This is a genomic window from Erwinia pyri, from assembly GCF_030758455.1.
GTDB lineage: Bacteria > Pseudomonadota > Gammaproteobacteria > Enterobacterales > Enterobacteriaceae > Erwinia > Erwinia pyri.
Map to the genome: position 1 here is coordinate 4,488,219 of NZ_CP132353.1, position 24,275 is coordinate 4,512,493.

General features: G+C 54.0%; 21 protein-coding genes. All 21 read left to right on the plus strand.

What is annotated here, in order from left to right; all coding sequences use genetic code 11:
- Positions 1-181: 181 nt before the first annotated feature.
- The 21 genes from ravA to pstA all read left to right on the plus strand — a co-directional run bounded on the left by ravA (position 182) and on the right by pstA (position 24,253).
- A complete protein-coding gene (ravA, locus tag Q3V30_RS21270) occupies positions 182-1,678 on the plus strand; it encodes an ATPase RavA (RefSeq protein WP_306209226.1) in 1,497 nt (498 codons plus the stop codon).
- The gene (viaA, locus tag Q3V30_RS21275) at positions 1,675-3,135 is read left to right on the plus strand and encodes an ATPase RavA stimulator ViaA (protein ID WP_306209228.1); all 1,461 of its coding nucleotides are present in this window, start codon (positions 1,675-1,677) and stop codon (positions 3,133-3,135) included. Before ravA ends, viaA begins: the two co-directional genes overlap by 4 nt.
- Positions 3,136-3,226: 91 nt before the next feature.
- Positions 3,227-5,365, plus strand: coding sequence for a 5-histidylcysteine sulfoxide synthase (gene ovoA / locus Q3V30_RS21280; RefSeq protein ID WP_306209230.1), 2,139 nt, complete (start codon positions 3,227-3,229; stop codon positions 5,363-5,365).
- A 119-nt stretch (positions 5,366-5,484) separates the two neighbouring features.
- Entirely contained in the window at positions 5,485-5,946 is a 462-nt protein-coding gene (gene asnC / locus Q3V30_RS21285) for a transcriptional regulator AsnC (RefSeq protein ID WP_306209232.1), read from the plus strand.
- Positions 5,947-6,204: 258 nt separating this feature from the next.
- Entirely contained in the window at positions 6,205-6,648 is a 444-nt protein-coding gene (gene mioC / locus Q3V30_RS21290; protein WP_306209234.1) for an FMN-binding protein MioC, read from the plus strand.
- Between the two features lie 458 nt (positions 6,649-7,106).
- Positions 7,107-8,996: a tRNA uridine-5-carboxymethylaminomethyl(34) synthesis enzyme MnmG gene (gene mnmG, locus Q3V30_RS21295; protein WP_306209236.1), complete on the plus strand. Its 1,890-nt coding sequence runs from the start codon at positions 7,107-7,109 to the stop codon at positions 8,994-8,996.
- A 106-nt stretch (positions 8,997-9,102) separates the two neighbouring features.
- Positions 9,103-9,741, plus strand: coding sequence for a 16S rRNA (guanine(527)-N(7))-methyltransferase RsmG (gene rsmG, locus Q3V30_RS21300; protein WP_306209239.1), 639 nt, complete (start codon positions 9,103-9,105; stop codon positions 9,739-9,741).
- An 823-nt stretch (positions 9,742-10,564) separates the two neighbouring features.
- Entirely contained in the window at positions 10,565-10,945 is a 381-nt protein-coding gene (gene atpI, locus Q3V30_RS21305; protein WP_306209241.1) for a F0F1 ATP synthase subunit I, read from the plus strand.
- A gap of 8 nt (positions 10,946-10,953) precedes the next feature.
- Positions 10,954-11,772 (plus strand): F0F1 ATP synthase subunit A, encoded by an 819-nt coding sequence (atpB, locus tag Q3V30_RS21310; RefSeq protein ID WP_306209243.1) that lies wholly within the window; start codon positions 10,954-10,956, stop codon positions 11,770-11,772.
- 50 nt (positions 11,773-11,822) lie between these two features.
- Positions 11,823-12,062, plus strand: coding sequence for a F0F1 ATP synthase subunit C (gene atpE, locus Q3V30_RS21315; protein WP_003849523.1), 240 nt, complete (start codon positions 11,823-11,825; stop codon positions 12,060-12,062).
- 98 nt (positions 12,063-12,160) lie between these two features.
- A complete protein-coding gene (gene atpF / locus Q3V30_RS21320; RefSeq protein ID WP_034918222.1) occupies positions 12,161-12,631 on the plus strand; it encodes a F0F1 ATP synthase subunit B in 471 nt (156 codons plus the stop codon).
- A 14-nt stretch (positions 12,632-12,645) separates the two neighbouring features.
- Positions 12,646-13,179 (plus strand): F0F1 ATP synthase subunit delta, encoded by a 534-nt coding sequence (gene atpH / locus Q3V30_RS21325; RefSeq protein ID WP_306209245.1) that lies wholly within the window; start codon positions 12,646-12,648, stop codon positions 13,177-13,179.
- Positions 13,180-13,193: 14 nt separating this feature from the next.
- Positions 13,194-14,735 carry a F0F1 ATP synthase subunit alpha gene (atpA, locus tag Q3V30_RS21330; RefSeq protein WP_306209247.1) on the plus strand — a complete coding sequence of 514 codons (1,542 nt, stop codon included), beginning with the start codon at positions 13,194-13,196 and terminating at the stop codon, positions 14,733-14,735.
- 54 nt (positions 14,736-14,789) lie between these two features.
- Complete coding sequence (atpG, locus tag Q3V30_RS21335; RefSeq protein WP_306209248.1) at positions 14,790-15,659, plus strand: F0F1 ATP synthase subunit gamma; 870 nt, start codon at positions 14,790-14,792, stop codon at positions 15,657-15,659.
- A gap of 63 nt (positions 15,660-15,722) precedes the next feature.
- Positions 15,723-17,105 (plus strand): F0F1 ATP synthase subunit beta, encoded by a 1,383-nt coding sequence (gene atpD / locus Q3V30_RS21340; protein ID WP_306209250.1) that lies wholly within the window; start codon positions 15,723-15,725, stop codon positions 17,103-17,105.
- 21 nt (positions 17,106-17,126) lie between these two features.
- Positions 17,127-17,546 (plus strand): F0F1 ATP synthase subunit epsilon, encoded by a 420-nt coding sequence (locus Q3V30_RS21345; RefSeq protein ID WP_306209252.1) that lies wholly within the window; start codon positions 17,127-17,129, stop codon positions 17,544-17,546.
- 125 nt (positions 17,547-17,671) lie between these two features.
- Positions 17,672-19,042, plus strand: coding sequence for a bifunctional UDP-N-acetylglucosamine diphosphorylase/glucosamine-1-phosphate N-acetyltransferase GlmU (gene glmU, locus Q3V30_RS21350; protein ID WP_306209254.1), 1,371 nt, complete (start codon positions 17,672-17,674; stop codon positions 19,040-19,042).
- Between the two features lie 180 nt (positions 19,043-19,222).
- Positions 19,223-21,055, plus strand: coding sequence for a glutamine--fructose-6-phosphate transaminase (isomerizing) (glmS, locus tag Q3V30_RS21355; protein WP_306209256.1), 1,833 nt, complete (start codon positions 19,223-19,225; stop codon positions 21,053-21,055).
- Between the two features lie 226 nt (positions 21,056-21,281).
- Positions 21,282-22,322, plus strand: a complete 1,041-nt coding sequence (pstS, locus tag Q3V30_RS21360; RefSeq protein WP_306209258.1) for a phosphate ABC transporter substrate-binding protein PstS — start codon at positions 21,282-21,284, stop codon at positions 22,320-22,322.
- Positions 22,323-22,406: 84 nt separating this feature from the next.
- A complete protein-coding gene (gene pstC / locus Q3V30_RS21365) occupies positions 22,407-23,369 on the plus strand; it encodes a phosphate ABC transporter permease PstC (protein ID WP_306209260.1) in 963 nt (320 codons plus the stop codon).
- Positions 23,366-24,253 (plus strand): phosphate ABC transporter permease PstA, encoded by an 888-nt coding sequence (gene pstA / locus Q3V30_RS21370; RefSeq protein ID WP_306209262.1) that lies wholly within the window; start codon positions 23,366-23,368, stop codon positions 24,251-24,253. The genes pstC and pstA overlap by 4 nt, the downstream gene beginning before the upstream one ends.
- Positions 24,254-24,275: the final 22 nt, after the last annotated feature.

A 24,275-nucleotide genomic window follows, 5' to 3' on the forward strand; every position in this document is an offset into this window, starting at 1 on the left:
CATGAATCATAATGAATGCCTATCCTTAATTACGTTAAGAAAGATGACTTCACTGCCCTGGGTCACTCTTTGACAAGAAAAAAGCTGACTCGAATCAACTCTTTCAAGCATCATAGCCAGTAGTGTTTGCGCTCGCCAGTTAACAGCTGGCCTGACCGTAGAAAAGGATGAATGTTTGATTATGCCTCAGCCCCATTTACTTGCGGAAAGAATCGCCCGCCTCAGCAACGCATTAGAAAAGGGACTTTACGAGCGGCATCATGCGATTCGCCTCTGCCTGTTGGCTGCGCTGAGCGGGGAGAGCGTCTTTTTGCTGGGTCCCCCGGGCATTGCCAAGAGTCTGATCGCCCGCAGGCTGAAATACGCTTTCCAGCACTCCCGCGCCTTTGAATACCTGATGACGCGCTTCTCCACGCCGGAAGAGGTATTTGGCCCCCTCTCTATTCAGGCGCTGAAAGATGAAGGGCGCTACCAGCGTCTGACCAAAGGGTACCTTCCCGATGCAGAAATTGTCTTCCTGGATGAGATCTGGAAAGCGGGCCCGGCCATTCTCAATACTCTGCTGACAGCCATCAACGAACGCCGTTTCCGCAACGGAGACTGCGAAGAGAAGATCCCGATGCGCCTGCTGGTCACCGCCTCCAACGAGCTGCCGGAAGCGGACAGCGGGCTGGAGGCGTTGTATGACCGTATGCTGATCCGTCTCTGGCTGGATAACGTGCACGAGAAGCAGAACTTCCGCAGCATGCTGACCCACCAGCAGGATGAGAACAGTAACCCGGTGGCGGAGTCGCTCTGTATCAGTGATGAAGAGTATAGCGAGTGGCAGAAAGGTATTTCTCAGGTTTCCCTGCCTGATGCGGTCTTTGAGCTGATTTTTATGCTGCGCCAGCAGTTAGAGAATCAGCCTGAAGCGCCCTATATCTCTGACCGACGCTGGAAAAAAGCGATTCATCTGCTGCAGGCCTGCGCGTTTTACAGCGGGCGCAACAGCATCGCGCCGGTGGATCTGATCCTGCTGAAAGATTGCCTGTGGCACGACGTCGGTTCCATGAAGCTGCTGGATCAGGAGATTGATAATCTGATTACCCAGCAGGCCTGGCAGCAGCAGCCGATGCTGATCAAACTGCAACAGATTGAGTCGCGCCGTCTCGCCTTGCAGCAGGAAAAAAGCGTGGAGCTGGCGATTCGCCTGGAGAAACATGGCGGCATGTTCAGCCGCAAGCCGCACTATGAGCTGCCGCCCGCGCTGGCAGACGACACGCTGACGCTGATGTTGCAAAAACCGCTGATGCTGCATGAGATGCAGGTGACGCATGTGGTCATTGCCCGCGAAGCGCTGCATCACTGGCTGCAGAAAGGGGGCGATATCCGTGGCAAGCTGAACGGGATCGGCTTTGCGCAGACGCTGGATCTGCATGTGGATGGCAATGACTGTCTGACCCTGCGCGATGTCAGCCTGCAGGTTTCCAGGCTGATGCTGCCGGGCAAACAGCAGGCCAGCGGTCTGCCGGAAGAGATCACGCAGGCGCTGGACGAGCTGGAAACGCAGCTCCGTGCGCAGCGGACCCTGTTCAGCCAGCACCAGCGCTGCCTGTTTATCAGTGACGACTGGCTGGCACGCATCGAAGAGAGTCTGCAGCAGGTTGCTGAGCAGCTGAAGCAGGCGCGGCGGTGATAACCCTGGATACGCTGAGCGCCCTGCTGGCGGTCAGCGAGGGCGATTTGCTGGAAGAGTTAGTGATTGCCCTGCTCGCCAGCCCCCAGCTGGCGCTGTTTTTTGAAAAATTCCCCGGCATGAAAAAAGCGCTGTTACGCGATCTGCCCCGTTGGAAAAACGACGTACTGGAACAGATGAAAACCACGGCGGTGCCGGCAGACCTGTCGGCAGAATTTGCCTTATTTCAGCAGTTTCAGCGGTTTTCGCACGCCCCCTTTTGCCAGAAGCTGCCCGAACTGCTGGCGTATCTCACTCAGCATCACTCACCCTTTGCGGAAAAAGCCACGCAGCTGATCGCCAATACTGACCCCACGAATCTCAGCGCGGCGCAGCAAACTCTGTTTCTGCAACGCTGGCGGCTTAGCCTGACGCTGCAGACCCTGACCCTGAATCAACAACTGCTGGAGCAGGAGCGCGAAAAGCTGCTGGCAGAACTTCAACAGCGGCTGGCGATGAGTGGCCAGCTGGCTGAGGTGCTCTCTGATAACAACGAGGCAGCGGGGGGACGTCTGTGGGATCTGACTAAAAGCCCGTTGCAGCGCAGTGACTACCAGCTGATCGTGGAGTATGGCGACTTTCTGGCGCAGCAGCCGGCATTAAAGAAACTGGCTGAGCAGCTTGGCCGCAGCAAAGAAGCCAAAGCGCTCCCCAGCGATGAGGCGCCGCTGGAAGCTTTCCATCAGATGGTCAGGGAGCCGGAAAGCGTACCGGAAGAGGTCAGCGGCCTGCATCAAAGTGACGATATCCTGCGCCTGCTGCCGCCCGAGCTGGTAACGCTGGGCATCAGCGAGCTGGAAGTAGAGTTTTATCGCCGGCTGGTGGAAAAAAGGCTGCTCACCTATCGCCTGCAGGGAGAGGGCTGGCACGATAAGGTCACGATGCGGCCGGTCAGCCACCAGCATCATGACGAACAGCCTCGCGGCCCCTTTATTGTCTGCGTGGATACCTCTGGTTCGATGGGCGGCTTTAACGAACGCTGCGCCAAAGCCTTTTGCCTGGCGTTATTAAAAGTTGCGCTGGCCGACAACCGTCGCTGCCACATCATGCTGTTTGCCCATGAGGTAGTGAGCTATGAGCTGACGGCGGGTGACGGCATCGCTCAGGCTATTCGTTTCCTCAGCCAGCGTTTTCGTGGCGGCACCGATCTTGCCGCCTGCCTGGATGCCGTGTTGCTGAAGCTGGCCACGCCGTTCTGGAATGATGCCGATGCGGTGATGATTTCCGACTTTATTGCCCAGCGCCTGCCCGAAGATCTGGTCAAAAGGGTCAAACAGCACCAGTTGAAACAACAGCAGCGTTTTCATGCTGTTGCGCTGTCCGATCATGGAAAACCCGGCATTATGCGCATTTTTAATCATATCTGGCGTTTCGATACCGGTCTGAAAAGCCGACTTCTTCGTCGCTGGCAGCATTAAAAGCCCGCAGAAACAATCTGGCAATGCTTATTTGCTATAGTCTGGTCAGCGCTTTATACGCTTCAGCCACCAGACAGATTGGGAGCATTACGTGTCAGTACAAAACCAGGATATTGCAGCAGGCTTACCCGCACCGACCCGTACACCATTATTAAGCGGCGGCAGCGCAGAACAGAAACGTCAGGAACTCCTCGAATACTTTAATCAGACCTGGTCTCTCTACGAGAGCCTGTTTGACTGCCTGGCCGATGAACAGGCTTATTACAGTAAGGCGATCTCCCTGCGCCATCCGCTGATTTTCTATTTCGGCCACACCGCCACCTTCTATATCAATAAAATGATGGCCGCCGGGCTGCTGGAACAGCGCGTGGACGATCAGATTGAAGCGATGATGGCCATTGGCGTGGATGAGATGAGCTGGGACGATCTGGATACCAGCCAGTATCCGTGGCCCAGCGTTGCCCGACTGCGCGACTATCGCGGCAAAGTGCGGTCACTGGTGAATGCTTTTATCACAGAGATGCCGCTGACGCTGCCCATCAACTGGAACAGCCCGGCCTGGGTGGTGCTGATGGGGATTGAGCATGAGCGCATTCATCTGGAGACCTCCAGCGTACTGATCCGCCAGCTCCCGCTGAAATGGGTGAAACCGCAGCCTCACTGGCCAGCCTGCCCTTCAGCGCGCCACGATCGCCAGGTTGTGCCACAAAATTCGCTCATTAGCGTAACCGGCGCCCGGGTGACGCAAGGTAAAACCGATGATACCTATGGGTGGGATAACGAGTACGGCACCCTGACCACAGAAGTAAAATCGTTTGAAGCCAGCAAAATGCTGACCAGCAACGCCGAGTTCTTTGAGTTTATCCTCGCCGGAGGTTACCAGGATAACCGCTGGTGGGATGATGAAGGCAGAGGCTGGCGTGATTTTGCGCAGGCCACGCAACCCACCTTCTGGATCGGCTCTCCTGAAGCGCCTGAAAGTCTGAAGCTGCGCCTGCTGACTGAAGAGGTCGCCATGCCCTGGGACTGGCCGGCAGAGGTCAATCAGCTGGAAGCCGCTGCGTTTTGCCGCTGGAAAGCGGCGGAAACCGGCAGGTCTGTTCAGCTCCCCTGCGAGGCCGAATGGCTGCTGCTGCGCGAGCAGGTTGCCGAGGATCGGCCTGTTAAAGCGTCGGGTAACCTGAATCTGGCATGGTGGGCCTCTTCCTGTCCGGTGGATCGCTTTGCGCAGGGAGAGTTCTTTGATCTGACCGGCAACGTCTGGCAATGGACCACCACACCCATCAGCGGGCTGGAAGGCTTTAAGGTTCACCCTCTGTATGATGATTTCTCTACGCCAACGTTTGACGGCAAGCATGCACTGCTCAAAGGCGGAAGCTGGATCTCCACCGGCAACGAAGCGCTGAAATCTGCCCGCTACGCCTTCCGCCGCCACTTCTTCCAGCATGCCGGCTTCCGCTACGTGGTTTCCACGCATCAGGAGAAAATAGCGCTCAATCCTTACGAAACGGACAGCATGGTCTCGCAGTATCTGAACTTTCAGTATGGCCCGGACTATTTCGGCACTCCCAACTATGGCAAAGCGCTGGTAGATATCGCCTGTGGGATGACGGAAAAACGGGGCCGGGCGCTGGATATCGGCTGTGCAACAGGTCGCGCCAGCTTCGAACTTGCCCGCCATTTTGATGAAGTCGTTGGCATGGACTATTCGGCCCGCTTTATTGATGTGGCGCTGCAGCTTACCACCGGCGAACCGTTCCGCTACGTCACGCAGGAAGAGGGCGATCTGGTGGAGTATCGTCAGGTTCACCTGAAAGATTTCGGACTTGGGCCGGAGCAGGCCAGCCGTATTCAGTTTATGCAGGGGGATGCCTGCAACCTTAAGCCGCAGCCCGATCGTTACGACCTGGTGCTGGCCTCTAATCTGATTGACCGGCTGCGTCAGCCCGCGCGCTTCCTGCGGGACGTGACGGCGATGATCCGCTCTGGTGGCGTCCTGATGCTCTCCTCGCCTTACACCTGGCTTGAAGAGTACACGCCGAAGGAGAACTGGCTGGGGGGTATTCGTGAAAACGGCGAAGCGCTGACGACTTATCAGGCGCTGCAACGCCTGCTGGCCGCCGACTTTGAAGAGATAGCTCCACCCCAGGATGTGCCTTTTGTGATCCGCGAAACCGCACGTAAGTATCAGCACACCGTTGCGCAGCTCACCGTCTGGCGTAAACGTTAATCTGTTTAGCGGGCGTTAACAGCGCCCGCTGTGTATTCCACAATATTATTGCCTGTTCCCCCCCCTTTCCTGCACATTAATCCCTTTCTCACTGCATATTCTTTAACTCAGGAACCTTCATGGCGGATAATCTGCAAATAGATAATCTCGATCGCGGCATTCTTAATGCCCTGATGGCGAACGCCCGTACCGCCTATGCTGAACTGGCAAAAATGTTTAACGTCAGCCCTGGCACCATTCACGTTCGCGTAGAGAAAATGAAACAGGCCGGAATTATCAAAGGAACCCGGGTTGAGATTGACCCTAAACATCTGGGCTATGATGTCTGCTGCTTTATCGGCATCATCCTGAAGAGCGCCAAAGATTACCCATCCGCGCTGGCCCGGCTGGAGAGCCTGGATGAAGTGGTGGAGGCCTATTACACCACCGGCCACTACAGCATCTTTATCAAGGTCATGTGCCGCTCGATCGATGCCCTGCAACAGGTGTTGATCAACAAGATCCAGACCATTGATGAAATCCAGTCCACCGAAACGCTGATCTCGCTGCAAAACCCGATCATGCGCACCATTAAGCCCTGATCTGTGCACAGAATTATCCACAGTATTTTTTTGTCTTTTTCCCTTCAGATGATCGTACCGTCGGCGTCGCAGATAGTTTCGACTCGGCCAGCACGCAGCGCCCGCAGCGTACTTTAGTACGTGAGGACCGCGAGCACTGCCCGATTCGAAAATAGCAAGTAAGCCAGGTACCCCACATAAACCCTCACTTTTCCACAGGTAGATCCCTGCTTAATCACAGCGTACAATACCCGACTTTGTAATCCAGGGATCCTCATCATGGCGGACGTAACCTTAATCAGTGGCAGCACCTTAGGCAGCGCAGAATATGTGGCTGAACATCTGGCGGAGAAGCTGGAAGAGGCGGGCTTTTCAACGGAAATGCTTCACGGGCCGGAACTGGATGAGCTGAACACGCAAGGGATCTGGCTGGTGGTCTCCTCCACCCACGGCGCTGGCGATCTTCCTGATAACCTGCAGCCGCTGTTTGATGCAATAGAAGAAAAGAAACCTGATTTAAGTCAGATTCGCTACGGTGCGGTAGGCATTGGTAACCGTGAATACGATCTTTTCTGCGGCGCCATTGAGAAAATAGATGCTCTGCTGGCTTCCTGCGGCGCTCAGCGGATCGGCGATCGTCTCGATATAGATGTACTGGAGCATGAGATCCCTGAAGATCCGGCTGAGGTTTGGATCGCCAGCTGGAAAAACCTGCTGAACTGAGGATCGCAGACGGCAGGATCCTGCTGATTTTTGCTGCTTCTGTCGAAAAAAGCTGCCAGGTTTTGTAAATATTGCCCTTTTTTGTACAATAAATTAGCAATCAATTGTGGATAACTAGGCTCAATACCCGGTAATAACCGGTGTTTATCCCAATAACAACTTGGTACCCTGGCTAAGCCTGTGCATAACATGCCATTTAGATCCCAGCTTATACGCCACAGGATCACCGATCTTTCACAGCATACGATCCTTAATAACCTGATGATCGTTATCAGGAAAAAAGGCTTATCCACAGAGATCGTCGATCCTAATAGAAGATCTAACAAAGAGATCTCTAGATAAAAAAGATCTTCTTTTTAATACACGCTGGGCTGTGCGCTTTCCCCATCGTCTAAAGTTGAGTAGAATCCACGGCCCGGCAGCAATCTCTCATTCGCACAATCGCGAGGTGCAGTACCATGTTTTATCCAGATCCTTTTGACGTCATCGTAATCGGTGGTGGTCATGCGGGTACCGAAGCCGCAATGGCGGCTGCCCGAATGGGTCAGCAAACCCTGCTATTAACCCATAACATTGATACGCTTGGACAAATGTCCTGTAATCCGGCGATCGGTGGTATTGGAAAAGGACATCTGGTTAAAGAAGTGGACGCACTTGGCGGGTTGATGGCCCATGCAATCGACCAGGCTGGTATTCAGTTTAGGATACTAAACGCGAGCAAAGGCCCGGCAGTCCGGGCTACCCGTGCTCAGGCAGATCGCGTGCTCTACCGGCAGGCGGTCCGTACAGCGTTAGAGAATCAGCCAAACCTGATGATCTTCCAGCAGGCGGTAGACGATCTTATCGTTGAGAACGATCGTGTTGTAGGCGCAGTGACCCAGATGGGCCTGAAGTTTCGTGCCAAAGCCGTTGTGCTGACCGTAGGTACTTTCCTTGATGGAAAAATTCATATCGGTCTGGATAACTACAGCGGCGGCCGTGCTGGCGATCCACCTTCGATCCCACTGGCCCGCCGTCTGCGTGAGCTGCCGCTGCGCGTCAGCCGTCTGAAAACCGGTACACCGCCGCGCATTGATGCCAGAACTATCGATTTCAGCGTACTGACGCCGCAACATGGCGATACGCCAATGCCGGTCTTCTCGTTTATGGGCAATGTGAATCAGCACCCTGAACAGGTGCCTTGCTACATCACCTACACTAATGAGAAAACGCATGATGTGATCCGTAATAATCTGGATCGCAGCCCGATGTATTCAGGCGTTATCGAAGGTATCGGCCCACGCTACTGTCCTTCCATTGAAGACAAAGTGATGCGTTTTGCCGATCGTAACGCTCATCAGATCTTCCTGGAGCCAGAAGGGCTGACCAGTAATGAAATTTACCCGAACGGCATCTCAACCAGCCTGCCGTTCGATGTCCAGATCCAGATCGTGCGATCCATGCAGGGTCTGGAAAACGCGAAGATCGTCCGTCCGGGTTATGCTATCGAGTATGATTTCTTCGATCCTCGCGACCTGAAGCCTTCGCTGGAAAGTAAATATATCCAGGGTCTGTTCTTTGCAGGACAGATCAACGGCACTACCGGCTATGAAGAAGCGGCGGCGCAAGGCCTGCTTGCCGGACTGAATGCTGGTCGTCTTTCCGCTGACAAAGAGACCTGGGCGCCACGTCGCGATCAGGCTTATCTCGGCGTGCTGGTTGATGACCTCTGCACCCTGGGCACCAAAGAGCCGTACCGCATGTTTACCTCCCGTGCGGAATATCGCCTGATGCTGCGTGAAGACAATGCCGATCTGCGCCTGACCGAAGCGGGTCGTGAACTGGGTCTGGTGGATGATGCCCGCTGGGCACGCTTTAATCAGAAACTGGAAAGCATTGAGCAGGAACGCCAGCGTCTGCGCGACATCTGGGTACACCCGAAGTCGGAGTGTGTTGAGGAAGTCAACGGCGTACTGAGCGCGGCCCTGACCAAAGAGGCGAGCGGTGAAGATCTGCTGCGCCGCCCTGAAATGACTTATCAGCAGCTGATGACCCTGAGCAGCTTTGCTCCTGCGCTGAGCGACCCTCAGGCCGCAGAGCAGGTGGAAATTCAGGTGAAGTACGAAGGTTATATCGCTCGCCAGCAGGAAGAGATTGACCGCCAGCTACGCAATGAAAATACGCTGCTGCCGGTTGAACTGGATTACCGTCAGGTAAGCGGCCTCTCTAATGAGGTGATCGCCAAGCTTAACGATCACAAACCGGGATCGATTGGCCAGGCTTCCCGTATTTCAGGGATCACCCCCGCAGCGATTTCCATTCTGCTGATCTATCTGAAAAAACAGGGATTGCTGCGTAAAAGCGCCTGACTTGTTTAACAATTATAACGTAAGAGGGCGGAAGATAATCCGCCCTCTTGTTTTTGTAAGACGGGACGAATACATTCGCCCTCAGACCCTTTCACAGGAACTCAGTGTGATTACCAAACTCACTTCTCTGCTTAACGCCGCCCATATTTCTCTCTCCGATCGGCAAAAGGATCTGCTGGTGGGCTATGTCAATATGCTGCACAAGTGGAACAAAGCCTATAATCTGACCTCGGTCCGCGACCCTGAGCAGATGCTGATTCGCCATATTATGGACAGCATCGTGGTTGAGCCACAGCTGCAGGGGAGGCGCTTTATTGATGTGGGCACCGGCCCGGGCCTGCCAGGCGTGCCGCTGGCTATTGTCCGCCCTGAGTCGCACTTTACCCTGCTGGACAGCCTGGGCAAGCGCATCCGTTTCCTTAAGCAGGTCCAGCACGAGCTGAAGCTGAGTAACATCACCCCGGTTCAGAGCAGGGTAGAGGACTTTCCGGCCGAACCGCCGTTCGACGGGGTTATCAGCCGTGCCTTCGCTTCGCTGAATGACATGCTAAACTGGTGCCACCATTTGCCAGGTAAAACGGGCCAGTTTTATGCTCTTAAAGGAGTAGTTCCGCAGGAGGAATTAGCCAGTTTGCCGGCAGGATTTACCGTCGATCGCGTGGTTAAACTGCTGGTGCCTGAGCTGGAAGGCGAGCGTCATCTGATCGTGGTAAATGTGAATAAGTCAGACCAGATTGCTGGTTAAATCGCCAAAATGCGCGGCTGTTTTTCTGGTTTTTTAATCTTAGTGTCGCGTAAAAACCGAATAGCCTTATTAACCGTAAGTGCTTTAAGTAACAGGATTTTAGTTAAGTTACGTGACTATCGTCAACGGTAACGGCATCCGTTGAGTTACCGCCCGGCAGGCGTTGTCTGAAAATGCATCACTCAAACGATCTTCTTCACACTTTTTATCGCTGCCAGGTTGTTTCCACAAGGTTAAAACGGCAGGCTGAAATTATCCGACACCTTCTGTTACATTTAACGATAATTTCACATTTTATTATCATGTTTATCACCTTTAGCGGTTATTATTCACTGTCAGGTCGTGACGCAGGAAAATATTTTCTCTCTGTTAATCGCCGTGAGTAAGGTGCTTTGGTGAAATAATTCGTTGCTTGAAATGTCAATATAAGGTTTTAAACGCGAAGAGGGTCTCTTTATAAAATAAATCCTCATAACCTGTTGAATTTAATAATTTATAGAAGGGGTATTTTTATTAAGTTAAGAATATTCCTGACCATAACTTAAGCATTAAGTTACTGAATTGTGATCTTCAGCACGCTTTATGAGCAAGGTTTGTCGACTCTTGCAGGAAATTTCCTCCGGTTTGCCGTTCTTCTGAGTTTTGAAAAACAGGCCTCACGAAAGAAATTTAAATAATTGTTCACCTTTTCGCTACTTATCCATTGAAATCGCAGGGGCGCACCGTATAATTTGCTCGTTTTTTGCTGCTTGACTCAAAAGAGCAAAGGCAGTTTTATACGACACGCGACATACCCCCGAGGGGGCAGGAGAGTTTCAGCGTCATGTCAGTGTCCCTTTACAGAGTGAAATTTGCCCGAACCGTGCTGCTGCTTCAGCTGGTGACCTTTGTCGTAATCGGCGCGCTGTTTGCCTTTAAAGATCTGGCATGGAGCTTATCCGCCCTGGCGGGTGGAGTGGCAGCCTGGCTGCCAAACGTTGTATTTATGATTTTTGCCTGGCGTCATCAGGCAGGAGACCCGATAAAAGGGCGCATAGCCTGGAGTTTTTTATTGGGTGAGGTGCTGAAGGTTGTAGCCACCATACTCTTGCTTGTCGTGGCGCTGGCGGTATTTGGGGCGGTGTTTACACCGCTCGGACTGGCCTGGTTATCGGTGCTGATTGTGCAAATCGTCGCACCGGCTGTAATTAACAACAAAGGGTAAGAGGCATCATGGCTGCAGGAGAAATCTCTACGCCGCAGGAATACATAGGCCATCATCTGAATAACCTTCAGTTGGACCTGCGTACCTTCGAGCTGGTGAATCCACACGACGCACCGGCGACGTTCTGGGTATTGAATATCGACTCCATGTTTTTCTCTGTGGTGCTGGGACTGGTGTTCCTGGTGCTGTTTCGTAAAGTTGCGAAGACAGCCACCAGCGGCGTGCCGGGAAAAATGCAGGCCGCGATTGAACTGGTTGTCGGCTTTGTCGATGACAACGTTCGCGACATGTACCATGGTAAAAGCAAAGTAATCGCACCGCTGGCTCTGACGATTTTTGTCTGGGTCTTCCTGATGAACTTCATGGACCTGCTGCCTATCGACTTGCTGCCCTATATCGGCGAGCACTTCTTAGGTTTGCCAGCGTTGCGTGTTGTGCCTTCTGCAGACGTGAACATCACGCTCTCAATGGCACTTGGCGTATTTATTTTGATTCTGTTCTACAGCATCAAGATGAAAGGCATTGGCGGCTTTACGAAAGAGCTGACACTGCAACCCTTCAATCACCCGATTTTTATTCCGATCAACCTGATCCTTGAAGGTGTGAGCCTGTTGTCCAAACCGGTTTCCCTGGGTCTGCGACTGTTCGGAAACATGTATGCGGGTGAATTGATTTTTATCCTGATTGCCGGTCTGTTGCCGTGGTGGTCACAGTGGATTCTGAATGTGCCCTGGGCCATTTTCCACATCCTGATCATTTCGTTGCAGGCTTTCATTTTCATGGTCTTAACGATTGTCTATCTGTCGATGGCATCTGAAGAACATTGATTTTTTTCTCAACACTACTGCGTTTTAACTGAAACAAACTGGAGACTGTCATGGAAAACCTGAATATGGATCTGCTGTACATGGCTGCCGCTGTGATGATGGGCTTAGCGGCAATCGGTGCTGCGATCGGTATCGGCATCCTCGGAGGCAAATTCCTGGAAGGCGCCGCGCGTCAACCGGATCTGATCCCTCTGCTGCGTACGCAGTTCTTTGTTGTAATGGGTCTGGTGGATGCAATCCCAATGATCGCTGTTGGTCTGGGTCTGTACGTGATGTTTGCTGTCGCGTAATAACCGATAGTTCATCGCTGGTCACCTGGCGATGAACCGATTCTTCCGGTTGGCTTGCCGGCCGGAGAAAAAGTTAACTTAACAAGAGGCATTGTGCTGTGAACATTAACGCAACAATCCTCGGCCAGGCTATCGCGTTCATCCTGTTTGTCCTGTTCTGCATGAAGTACGTATGGCCGCCGCTGATGGCCGCCATCGAAAAGCGCCAGAAAGAAGTTGCCGAAGGCCTTGCTTCCGCTGAACGTGCCAAAAAAGATTTGGATCTTGCACAGGCTAATGCGACCGATCAGCTGAAGAAAGCGAAAGAAGAAGCTCAGGTAATCATCGAACAGGCTAACAAGCGTCGTTCGCAGATCCTGGACGAAGCGAAAGCTGAGGCTGAGCAGGAACGTAACAAGATCGTCACCCAGGCGCAGGCTGAAATCGACGCCGAACGCAAACGTGCACGTGAAGAGTTGCGTAAGCAAGTCGCGATGCTGGCTGTGGCTGGCGCCGAAAAAATCATTGAACGTTCCGTGGATGAAGCTGCTAACAGCGACATCGTTGATAAACTGGTCGCTGAACTGTAAGGAGGGAGGGGCTGATGTCTGAATTTACTACTGTAGCTCGCCCCTACGCCAAAGCAGCTTTTGACTTTGCTGTTGAGCATCAAAGTGTCGATCGCTGGCAGCAGATGCTGGCGTTCGCTACCGAGGTAGCCAGCAATGAACAGGTAGCAGAACTTCTTTCCGGCGCGCTTGCGCCGGAAGCGTTGTCTGCACAGTTCATCGCTATCTGTGGTGATCAACTGGACGAAGCCGGTCAAAACCTGATTAAGGTCATGGCCGAAAACAAACGTTTGCCAGCGCTTCCCAGTGTTCTGGCTCAGTTTATCCAGCTACGCGCCGCACATGATGCGACCGCGGACGTTGAGGTAATCTCTTCCACCACACTGAGTGACGAACAGCTGACCAAAATCAGCGCCGCTATGGAAAAACGTCTGTCACGCAAAGTTAAGCTGAATTGCAAAATCGATAAGTCTGTAATGGCAGGCGTAATCATCCGTGCGGGTGATATGGTCATTGACGGCAGCGTACGCGGCCGTCTTGAGCGTCTTGCAGACGTCTTGCAGTCTTAAGGGGACTGGAGCATATGCAACTGAATTCCACCGAAATCAGCGAACTGATCAAGCAGCGCATTGCTCAGTTCAATGTAGTGAGCGAAGCTCACAATGAAGGTACTATTGTTTCCGTCAGTGACGGTATCATCCGCGTAAACGGCCTGGCCGATGTTATGCAGGGTGAGATGATCGCACTGCCGGGCAACCGTTACGCAATCGCACTGAACCTGGAGCGCGACTCTGTTGGTGCAGTCGTGATGGGCCCTTACGCTGACCTTGCCGAAGGCATGAAAGTTAAGTGTACTGGCCGTATTCTTGAAGTACCGGTTGGCCGTGGCCTGTTAGGCCGCGTGGTGAACACCCTGGGTGCACCAATCGACGGTAAAGGCGCAATCGACAACGATGGCTTCTCGCCAATCGAAGTGATTGCACCTGGCGTTATCGATCGTCAGTCCGTTGATCAGCCTGTACAGACTGGCTACAAGTCAGTCGATGCGATGATTCCAATCGGCCGTGGCCAGCGTGAGCTGATCATCGGTGACCGTCAGACCGGTAAAACCGCGATGGCGATCGATGCGATCATCAACCAGCGTGATTCCGGCATCAAGTGTGTGTACGTCGCTATCGGTCAGAAAGCGTCGACTATCGCTAACGTGGTTCGCAAACTGGAAGAGCACAATGCGCTGGCTAACACCATCGTGGTTGTGGCTACCGCTTCTGAATCTGCTGCGCTGCAGTACCTGGCACCATATGCCGGTTGCGCAATGGGCGAATACTTCCGTGACCGCGGCGAAGATGCGCTGATCGTATATGACGACCTCTCTAAACAGGCTGTTGCTTACCGTCAGGTTTCCCTGCTGCTGCGTCGTCCACCGGGTCGTGAAGCTTTCCCTGGTGACGTGTTCTACCTCCACTCCCGTCTGCTGGAGCGTGCTTCCCGCGTGAGCGCTGACTATGTTGAGCGTTTCACCAACGGTGAAGTGAAAGGTAAAACCGGTTCACTGACCGCGCTGCCAATCATCGAAACTCAGGCTGGCGACGTTTCTGCGTTCGTTCCGACTAACGTAATCTCGATTACCGATGGTCAGATCTTCCTGGAAACGAACCTGTTTAACTCCGGTATTCGTCCGGCAGTTAACCCAGGTATCTCGGTATCCCGTGTGGGTGGTGCAGCTCAGACCAAGATCATCAAGAAACTGTCCGGTGGTATTCGTACCGCGCTGGCACAGTATCGTGAACTGGCAGCGTTCTCTCAGTTCGCTTCCGATCTGGACGAAGCAACCCGTAAACAGCTGAGCCACGGTCAGAAAGTGACCGAGCTGCTGAAACAGAAACAGTATGCGCCGATGTCCGTAGCGCAGCAGGGTCTGGTGCTGTTTGCGGCCGAGCGTGGCTTCCTGAATGACGTCGAACTGGCGAAAATCGGTAGCTTCGAAGCGGCGCTGCTGGCTTTTGCGGATCGCGATCACGCTGAGCTGATGGCTGAAATCAACCAGGCGGGTAACTATAACGGCGAAATCGAAGAGAAGCTGAAAGGCCTCCTCGAAACGTTTAAGAAAACCCAGTCCTGGTAATGTCTGGCGGCTTGCTCCTCAGGGAGCAGGCCGCAAGGCTTTGAGGAGAAGCTTATGGCCGGCGCAAAAGAGATACGTAGTAAGATCGGAAGCGTCCAGAACACGCAAAAGATCACCAAAGCGATGGAAATGGTCGCCGCCTCCAAAATGCGTAAATCGCAAGAACGCATGGCGGCCAGCCGTCCTTATGCAGAGACCATGCGCAAAGTGATTGGTCACATTGCGTTAGGGAATCTGGAGTACAAGCACCCTTACCTGGAAGAGCGTGACGTCAAGCGCGTCGGCTACCTGGTCGTGTCTACCGACCGCGGGCTTTGTGGTGGTTTGAACATTAACCTGTTCAAAAAATTGCTGGCAGATATGAAAGGCTGGTCTGATAAAGGGGTCGAGAGCGATCTCGCCATTATCGGATCCAAAGGCCTGTCATTCTTCAGCTCTGTTGGTGGCAACGTGGTTGCCCAGGTGACCGGCATGGGAGATAAACCTTCTCTCTCCGATCTGATTGGCCCAGTGAAAGTGATGCTGCAAGCCTATGACGAAGGTCGTCTCGACAAGCTGTTTATCGTCAGCAACAAATTTATCAACACCATGTCCCAGTCTCCACAAATCGTTCAGCTGCTGCCGTTACCGCCAGCAGATGAAGACGAAGGCGTTGTGAAGAAGAGTACCTGGGATTATCTGTATGAGCCGGATCCGAAAGCGCTGCTGGACACATTACTGCGTCGCTACGTCGAGTCTCAGGTTTACCAGGGTGTTGTAGAAAACCTGGCCAGCGAGCAGGCCGCGCGTATGGTGGCGATGAAAGCTGCGACCGACAACGGCGGAAACCTGATCAAAGAGCTGCAGTTGGTATACAACAAAGCTCGTCAGGCCAGCATCACCCAGGAACTTACCGAGATTGTCGGTGGGGCCTCCGCGGTTTAACCAGGTATACCCTGCTGAGCTCAGAGCTGGCGGGGTATAAACGAATTAGGTAGAGGATTCAAGATGGCTACTGGAAAGATTGTCCAGGTAATCGGCGCCGTTGTGGACGTCGAGTTCCCTCAGGACGCAGTACCACAAGTGTACAGCGCCCTTGAGGTTAAAAATGGTGATGCTCGTCTGGTGCTGGAAGTCCAGCAGCAGCTGGGTGGCGGCGTGGTGCGTACCATCGCCATGGGTTCTTCCGACGGCCTGAAGCGCGGTCTGGAAACGGTTGACCTTGAGCACCCAATCGAAGTGCCAGTAGGCACTGCCACACTTGGCCGTATCATGAACGTGCTGGGTGAGCCTATCGATATGAAGGGCGACATCGGCGAAGAAGAGCGCTGGGCAATTCACCGTGCGGCACCTTCTTACGAAGATCAGTCCAACTCGCAAGAGCTGCTGGAAACCGGTATCAAAGTTATCGACCTGATGTGTCCGTTCGCTAAGGGCGGTAAAGTCGGTCTGTTCGGTGGTGCGGGTGTGGGTAAAACCGTAAACATGATGGAGCTGATCCGTAACATTGCGGCTGAGCACTCAGGTTTCTCCGTATTTGCCGGTGTGGGCGAGCGTACCCGTGAAGGGAACGACTTCTACCACGAGATGACCGACTCTAACGTTATCGATAAAGTTTCACTGGTTTATGGCCAGATGAACGAGCCACCAGGAAACCGTCTGCGCGTAGCGCTGACCGGCCTGACCATGGCTGAGAAGTTCCGTGACGAAGGTCGTGACGTTCTGCTGTTCATCGATAACATCTACCGTTACACCCTGGCCGGTACTGAAGTATCAGCACTGCTGGGTCGTATGCCTTCTGCGGTAGGCTATCAGCCAACGCTGGCGGAAGAGATGGGTGTCCTGCAGGAGCGTATTACCTCCACCAAGACCGGTTCAATCACCTCCGTTCAGGCCGTTTACGTCCCTGCGGATGACTTGACTGACCCATCGCCAGCCACCACCTTTGCGCACCTTGACGCAACCGTGGTACTGAGCCGTCAGATCGCTTCTCTGGGTATCTACCCAGCGGTTGACCCACTGGACTCTACCAGCCGTCAGCTGGATCCACTGGTTGTTGGCCAGGAGCACTACGATACCGCTCGTGGCGTTCAGTCCCTGCTGCAGCGTTATCAGGAACTGAAAGATATCATCGCCATCCTGGGTATGGACGAACTCTCTGAAGAAGACAAACTGGTGGTAGCACGCTCTCGTAAGATGCAGCGCTTCCTCTCCCAGCCGTTCTTCGTGGCGGAAGTCTTTACCGGTTCTCCAGGTAAATATGTGTCGCTGAAAGATACCATCCGTGGCTTTAAAGGCATCATGGAAGGTGAATTCGACCATATGCCAGAGCAGGCTTTCTACATGGTGGGTTCCATCGAAGAAGCCGTGGAAAAAGCGAAGAAGCTGTAACAGTTTCTCTGGAGGTTAATCATGGCTATGACTTATCACCTGGACGTTGTCAGCGCAGAACAGCAGATGTTCTCCGGTACAGTACAGAAGATCCAGGTGTCAGGTAGCGAAGGCGAGTTAGGGATTTTTCCTGGCCACGCCCCGCTGCTGACCGCCATTAAACCTGGTATGGTTCGCATCGTGAAACAGCAGGGCGACGAAGAGTATATTTATCTCTCCGGCGGCCTGCTGGAAGTGCAGCCTGGCGCGGTTACCGTGCTGGCTGATACCGCGATCCGCGGAACCGACCTCGACGAGGCCCGCGCGATGGAAGCGAAACGCAAAGCCGAAGAGCACATGAACAGCTCTCACGGTGATGTGGACTTTGCTACCGCGTCGGCTGAACTGGCTAAAGCGATCGCCAAACTGCGCGTGATCGAGTTGACCAAAAAAGCGATGTAACTCAGGTTTAAGCAGCCCGAATGCCAGTCAGGAAACTGACTGGCATTTTTTTTGCTGAGAAAAATGTAGTATTTTCACAGCTAAACCGTTTTACTTCCGTTTAATTACTGAATTTCAGGATGTCTATGTCTAACAGCGCAATGAGCGTGGTGATCCTTGCTGCCGGCAAGGGTACCCGTATGTACTCCGATCTGCCGAAAGTACTGCATCGCCTGGCCGGAAAGCCGATGGTGCAACATGTTATCGATGCGGCGAACAAGCTTGGCGCCGCCCATGTCCATCTGGTTTATGGTCACGGTGGCGAGCTGCTGCAGTCCGCCCTGCCTGAGCCTTCGCTTAACTGGGTACTGCAGGCGGAACAGCTGGGTACAGGCCATGCCATGCAGCAGGCCGCGCCGCACTTTGCTGACGACGAAGACATTCTGATGCTCTATGGCGACGTGCCGCTGATCTCGGTAGAGACGCTGCAACGTTTGCAGCAGGCCAAACCTGAAGGCGGCATCGCCCTGCTGACGGTGATGCTGGATAATCCAACCGGTTACGGCCGCATCCTGCGTGAGAATGGCTCGGTGGTGGGCATTATCGAACAGAAAGACGCCTCCCCTGCCCAGCTGGCGATCAAAGAGATCAACACCGGCATTCTGATGGCTAACGGCGCCGATCTGAAGCGCTGGCTAAGCAAGCTGACCAATAACAACGCTCAGGGTGAATATTATATCACCGATATTATCGCCCTTGCCCATCAGGAAGGTCGCGTTACTGAAGCGGTGCATCCCGACCGGACCACCGAAACGGAAGGGGTGAATAACCGCCTGCAGCTGTCTCAGCTTGAGCGCGTCTTTCAGGCGGAACAGGCTGAGAAACTGCTACTGGCAGGCGTGATGCTGAAAGACCCCGCCCGTTTCGATCTGCGTGGTGAGCTGATCCACGGACGAGACGTCGAAATCGATACCAATGTGATTATTGAAGGCCGGGTAACGCTGGGCAACCGGGTCAAAATTGCCAGCGGCTGCATCCTGAAAAACTGTGTGATTGGCGATGATTGTGAAATCAGCCCCTACAGCGTGGTGGAAGAAGCGGAACTCGCTGCGGCCTGCACCATCGGTCCGTTTGCCCGTCTGCGCCCTGGCTCTCAGCTGGCAGAAGGCGCCCACGTAGGCAACTTTGTCGAAATGAAAAAGGCATCGTTAGGGAGAGGCTCTAAAGCGGGGCATCTGAGTTACCTTGGCGACGCGAAAATCGGCGCAAACGTCAATATCGGTGCCGGCACCATCACCTGTAACTACGATGGCGTCAATAAATCGCTGACGATAATTGGCGATGATGTCTTCGTGGGATCTGATACCCAGCTGGTGGCGCCGGTCTCGGTGGCTTCTGGCACAACCATTGCGGCTGGCACCACAGTCATGAAAGATGTCCCGACCGCCGGGCTGGTTTACAACCGCAAAGAGCAGAATCTGAAAACAGACTGGCAGCGGCCGGTGAAGAAGAAGTAAACCAATCGGGCAGCGCAGGCTGCCCCTCTATTTCAGAGGAGGGACTCATCCCTCCCGCAAGTGCAGTTATAAATATAATCCCCACTCTCTACAAAGGCTCGGGGAACCGGTAAAACCGGACTAATCAGGTCAGAAGACAAAGTTAATGATCCACAGGGTCATGACGACAGGAATAACATTATGTGTGGAATTGTAGGTGCAGTTGCCCAGCGTGATATCGCTGAAATCCTGCTGGAAGGGTTACGCCGCCTCGAGTATCGGGGTTATGACTCTGCCGGTGTGGCAGTGGTCACCGCAGAAGGCCAGGTGACGCGTCTGCGTCGTCTGGGAAAAGTCGCTAAGCTGGCCGAAGCAGCGGAAACCACCCCGCTGGTGGGCGGCACGGGGATTGCGCACACGCGCTGGGCTACGCACGGAGAGCCTTCCGAGGCTAACGCGCATCCCCATATCTCTGAACATATCATCATTGTTCATAACGGCATCATTGAAAACCACGAACCCTTGCGTGAACTGCTGATGGAACGGGGCTATATCTTCGCCTCTGAGACCGATACTGAAGTGGTGGCTCACCTGGTTCACTGGGAGCAGAAACAGCAGGGCGGCACGCTGCGTGAAGTGGTACTGCGCGTGATCCCTCAGCTGCGCGGTGCGTATGGCATGGTGATTATGGACAGCCGCGATCCTTCGGTGCTGGTGGCTGCGCGTTCCGGCAGCCCGCTGGTGATTGGCCGTGGCGTGGGTGAGAACTTTATCGCTTCCGATCAGCTGGCCCTGTTGCCGGTGACGCGCCGCTTTATCTACCTCGAAGAGGGCGATATTGCAGAGATCACCCGCCGTGACGTGAAAATCGTTAACCGTCAGGGTGAGTCCGTAGCGCGCAGCGAAATCGAATCTACCGTGCAGTACGATGCGGGCGACAAAGGCCAGTTCCGTCACTACATGCAGAAAGAGATTTATGAACAGCCGATGGCGATCAAAAACACGCTGACCGGGCGCTTCAGCCACGGTGAAGTGGATCTCTCTGAGCTGGGCCCGAATGCCAACGAGCTGCTGAAGCAGGTGGAGCATATCCAGATCGTGGCCTGCGGCACCTCTTACAACTCCGGCATGGTATCGCGTTACTGGTTTGAAGCGCTGGCAAACGTCCCTTGTGACGTCGAAATCGCGTCAGAATTCCGCTATCGCAAATCGGCAGTGCGTAAAAACAGCCTGCTGATTACTCTCTCTCAGTCTGGCGAAACCGCGGATACTCTGGCGGCACTGCGTCTCTCTAAAGAGCTGGGCTATCTGGGATCGCTGGCTGTCTGTAACGTGGCCGGCTCGTCGCTGGTGCGCGAATCCGATCTGGCGCTGATGACCAAAGCTGGCACCGAAATTGGCGTGGCTTCCACCAAAGCCTTCACCACCCAGCTGACCGTACTGCTGATGCTGGTGGCGAAAGTGGGCCGCCTGAAAGGGATGGACGCGCAGATCGAGCATGACATCGTGCACGGCCTGCAGGCGCTGCCAAGCCGTATCGAGCAGATGCTGTCACAAGATAAGCTGATTGAAACGCTGGCTGAAGAGTTCTCCGATAAGCATCATGCGCTATTCCTGGGCCGCGGCGATCAGTACCCGATCGCCATGGAAGGGGCGCTGAAGCTGAAAGAGATCTCCTATATTCACGCGGAAGCCTATGCGGCAGGCGAACTCAAGCATGGCCCGCTGGCGCTGATTGATGCCGATATGCCGGTGATCGTGGTTGCACCCAATAACGAACTGCTGGAAAAGCTGAAGTCGAATATTGAAGAGGTTCGCGCGCGCGGCGGCCTGCTCTATGTCTTTGCGGACCAGGATGCCGGTTTCAGCAACTCGGAAGGGATGCGCATTATCCCGTTACCGCACGTTGAGGAGATTATTGCCCCTATCTTCTACACCGTGCCGTTGCAGATGCTCTCCTATCATGTGGCGCTGATCAAGGGTACGGATGTTGACCAGCCGCGTAACCTGGCGAAGTCAGTAACGGTGGAATAACGCCCCCTTTCAACACGCTGCAGTAACAAACCCCACTTTGTGGGGTTTTCTTTTGCCATTTTCCGCCCGAGCCTGCAGTCACCCGTTCAAAAAAACAGCCACTGTCATATAACTGTCACAAACCGTACATTTTACTGTCATCAAACTGTCCTATTTTGCCTCCAGCAGCAATCAATATTCCTGTTAAAACGGCGTAAAGCCTGACTTGAAATCCCCTGGAGGGAACATGACACTGATGCAAAAAACCCTGGCTCAATGCGTAGCTTTAACTCTTTCATTGAGCGCGGTTTCTGCAATTGCCGCCACTAATCTGACCGGCGCTGGCGGCACCTTCCCGGCGCCTGTTTATAACAAATGGGCTGCTGACTACAACACCGCAACCGGCGCACAGGTTAACTATCAGGGCATCGGTTCTTCCGGCGGTGTAAAACAGATCATTGCTAAAACTGTTGATTTCGGTGCTTCTGATGCGCCAATGAAAGATGAAGATCTGCAGAAAAACGGCCTGTTCCAGTTCCCTACCGTGATCGGTGGCGTGGTGCTGGCCGTGAATATCCCGGGCATCAAATCTGGTCAGCTGACGCTGGACGGCAAAACCGTGGGCGACATCTACCTGGGTAACATCAAAAAGTGGAACGACCCGGCTATTACCAAGCTGAACCCGGGCGTGAAACTGCCAGACAGCAACATCAACGTGGTTCGCCGCGCTGACGGTTCAGGCACCTCATTCGTGTTCACCAGCTACCTGGCTAAAGTTAACAGCGACTGGAACAGCAAAATTGGTAAAGGCAATACCGTAAACTGGCCTGTGGGTCTTGGCGGTAAAGGCAACGACGGCGTTGCGGCCTTCGTACAGCGTCTGCCTGGCTCCATCGGCTACGTTGAGTACGCCTATGCCAAACAGAACAGCCTGGCTTACACCAAACTGATTGATGCCGATGGCAAAGCCGTTGAGCCGGGCGAGAAGAGTTTCAGCAACGCCGCGAAAGGCGCTAACTGGAGCGAATCGTTCGCGCAGGACCTGACTTATCAGAAAGGTGATGATGCCTGGCCGATCTCTTCCACCACCTTCATTCTGGTGCACAAAGAGCAGGCAAATGCTGAGAAAGGGGCTGCTGTGCTGAAGTTCTTTGACTGGGCATACAAAAACGGTGGCAAAACCACTAACAGCCTGGACTACGCTTCACTGCCGGACTCTGTTGTTGAGCAGGTTCGCGCAGCATGGAAAACCAACGTAAAAGACAGCTCGGGTAAAGCGCTTTACTAAGCGGTTGTAGGGGCCGGTTAATCCGGCCTGTTCTATCGGGCGGCATCGTGGTGTCGCCCCTACACTTTCACTATCGGGAATCCTATGGCTGAAACCAAGCCGACATTTAAAGCTCCGGGAAAACAGGGTGACGTCATCTTCGGTGCGCTGGTAAAACTGGCTGCGCTGATTGTGCTGTTTCTGCTCGGCGGCATTATTGTCTCTCTGATCCTCTCCTCCTGGCCCAGCATGCAGAAGTTCGGCTTCTCCTTCCTGTGGACCAAAACCTGGGATGCTCCCAACGAACAATTTGGTGCGCTGGTGCCCATTTATGGCACCGTCGTGACCTCGGTAATTGCGTTAGTTATCGCCGTTCCGGTGAGTTTTGGTATCGCGCTGTTCCTGACAGAACTTGCCCCTAACTGGCTTAGGCGCCCTCTGGGTGTGGCGATTGAGCTGCTGGCCGCGATCCCCAGTATTGTTTATGGCATGTGGGGCCTGTTTATCTTCGCCCCGCTGTTCGCTACCTACTTCCAGACGCCGCTGGGCGACCTGATGGCGAATATTCCCATCGTCGGCGCGCTCTTCTCCGGTCCTGCGTTTGGGATTGGCATTCTGGCTGCCGGGATTATTCTGGCGATCATGATCATCCCCTACATCGCTTCGGTGATGCGCGACGTGTTTGAACAGACGCCGGTAATGATGAAAGAGTCGGCCTACGGTATTGGCTGCACGACCTGGGAAGTGATCTGGCGGGTGGTGCTTCCGTTCACCAAAAATGGCGTGATAGGCGGCGTGATGCTGGGCCTGGGTCGCGCGCTGGGTGAAACCATGGCGGTGACCTTTATTATCGGTAATACCTATCAGCTGGACAGCCCTTCGCTCTTTATGCCGGGGAACAGTATCACCTCGGCGCTGGCAAACGAATTTGCTGAAGCTGAATCGGGCGTGCATACCGCTGCCCTGATGGAGCTGGGTCTGATCCTGTTTGTGATCACCTTTATCGTGCTGGCCTGCTCAAAGCTCATGATTTTGCGTCTGGCAAAAAGTGAAGGAGCGCGTTCATGACCACCATGGAAATGCAGACTCGTGCTGAGCTGTTAGCGTCACGCCGTAAGATGCAGGCATGGCGCCGGATGAAGAACCGCATTGCCCTGACCCTGTCGCTGCTGACCATGGCGTTTGGGCTCTTCTGGCTGGTGTGGATCCTGTTTGCCACCGTGACGCGCGGCGTGGACGGCATGACGCTGTCGCTGTTTACTGAAAATACGCCGCCGCCAAATACGGCGGGCGGCGGTCTGGCTAACGCCATTGCGGGCAGCGGCTTGCTGATCCTCTGGTCCACGGTGATTGGTACGCCGCTGGGGATCATGGCGGGTATCTATCTGGCGGAGTACGGGCGTAAATCCTGGCTCGCAGAAGTGATCCGTTTTATTAACGATATCCTGCTCTCTGCGCCGTCGATTGTGGTTGGCCTGTTTGTTTACACCATTGTGGTGGCTCAGATGCAGCACTTCTCGGGCTGGGCTGGTGTGGTTGCCCTGGCGCTTCTGCAGATCCCGATTGTTATCCGTACTACGGAAAACATGCTGAAACTGGTGCCGGACAGCCTGCGTGAAGCGGCCTATGCGCTGGGCACGCCGAAATGGAAGATGATTTCAGCTATTACGCTCAAGGCCTCTGTCTCCGGCATCCTCACCGGGGTACTGCTGGCGATTGCCCGTATTGCCGGAGAGACCGCTCCGCTGCTGTTTACGTCGCTCTCTAACCAGTTCTGGAGCACCGATATGATGCAGCCGCTGGCTAACCTGCCGGTGACCATCTTTAAATTCGCCATGAGCCCGTTTGCCGAATGGCAGAGCCTGACCTGGGCGGGCGTGCTGCTGATTACCCTCTGCGTGCTGCTGCTGAATATCCTGGCGCGCGTCGTTTTCGCCCGTAGTAAACATTAATTTTTTGGCGCGGCTACGGCGG